Here is a 1,656-nt window from a genome sequence, read left to right on the forward strand (position 1 = left end):
CCTTGGTCTTTCGGCGAGGGGGTTTCTCACCCCCTTTATCGTTACTTATGCCTACATTTGCTTTTCTAAACAGTCCACTGTGACTCACGTCTTCAGCTTCAACCCAGTTTAGAATGCTCCCCTACCACAGTACAATGTACTATCCATAGCTTCGGTAGTATGTTTATGCCCGATTATTATCCATGCACCGCCGCTCGACTAGTGAGCTGTTACGCACTCTTTAAATGAATGGCTGCTTCCAAGCCAACATCCTAGCTGTCTAAGCAGCAGCACCGCGTTTGGTCAACTTAACATACATTTGGGGACCTTAGCTGATGGTCCGGGTTCTTTCCCTTTCGGACATGGACCTTAGCACCCATGCCCTCACTCCTATAAATCATTTTGCAGCATTCGGAGTTTGTCAGGAGTTGATAGGCGGTGAAACCCTCGCGTCCTATCAGTAGCTCTACCTCTGCAAAACTAATATAAGGCTGCACCTAAATGCATTTCGGGGAGTACGAGCTATTTCCGAGTTTGATTGGCCTTTCACCCCTACCCACAATTCATCCAAAGACTTTTCAACGTCAACTGGTTCGGTCCTCCACTGTGTGTTACCACAGCTTCAACCTGATCATGGGTAGATCACACGGTTTCGCGTCTACTCCCACTGACTATAGCGCCCTATTCAGACTCGCTTTCGCTTCGGCTCCGACCCTTAAAGTCTTAACCTTGCCAGTGAGAAGTAACTCGTAGGCTCATTATGCAAAAGGCACGCTGTCACAGAATAAATCTGCTCCAACCGCTTGTAGGCGTACGGTTTCAGGTACTTTTTCACTCCCCTGTTCGGGGTGCTTTTCACCTTTCCCTCACGGTACTGGTTCACTATCGGTCTCTCAGGAGTATTTAGCCTTAGCGGATGGTCCCGCCAGATTCACACAGGATTTCTCGTGTCCCGCGCTACTCAGGATACTCGCCTCGCCTAAAACATTACGTATACCGGACTATCACCGTCTCTGGTTATTCTTTCCAAAATATTCTACTTCTGTTTTAATTGATTATGCAAGTCCTACAACCCCAACAATGCCTGAACATCACTGGTTTGGGCTAATCCGCGTTCGCTCGCCACTACTTGCGGAATCACTATTGTTTTCTTCTCCTCCGGGTACTTAGATGTTTCAGTTCCCCGGGTTTGCCCCATGCAAGCATGGTACTAGGTCTTCAACCTAGTGGGTTGTCCCATTCGGAAATCTGCGGATTAATAGTTATTTGCACTTCCCCGCAGCTTATCGCAGCTTATCACGTCCTTCATCGCCTCTGAGAGCCTAGGCATTCCCCGTACGCCCTTGTCTACTTTCTTTTACACACACCATAGTTGGTGTATATGGTTTTGGTTGTTGCCAATATGTCAATGATCGTTTTGCTGTATATTGTACAGCTTGTGATACTTCCAGAATCGAACTGAAATTTACTTTAGATCCAATCGTATCTTTTTTTCAGCTGCTAGCTCTTAGCTGATTTTCATTATGTTTAATTTTTAGTAAAACCTTTGTTTTACTTTTTTCTAGCTTCTAGTTGCTAATAACTAAGTGCTAAGTGGTGGAGAATATCGGAGTCGAACCGATGACCTCCTGCGTGCAAGGCAGGCGCTCTAGCCAGCTGAGCTAATCCCCCATGGTT

At 46.4% G+C, this 1,656-nt stretch carries 1 tRNA gene and 1 rRNA gene; both read right to left on the reverse strand.

From position 1 onward, the window contains the following. A 23S ribosomal RNA gene (locus tag KEM10_RS23670) occupies positions 1–1,336 on the reverse strand; the annotation flags it as partial. A 237-nt stretch (positions 1,337–1,573) separates the two neighbouring features. Further along, positions 1,574–1,650, reverse strand: a tRNA-Ala gene (locus KEM10_RS23675). Between the last annotated feature and the right edge of the window lie 6 nt (positions 1,651–1,656).

Source organism: Carboxylicivirga linearis (genome assembly GCF_018271995.1).
In the GTDB taxonomy this organism is placed as follows: domain Bacteria; phylum Bacteroidota; class Bacteroidia; order Bacteroidales; family Marinilabiliaceae; genus Carboxylicivirga; species Carboxylicivirga linearis.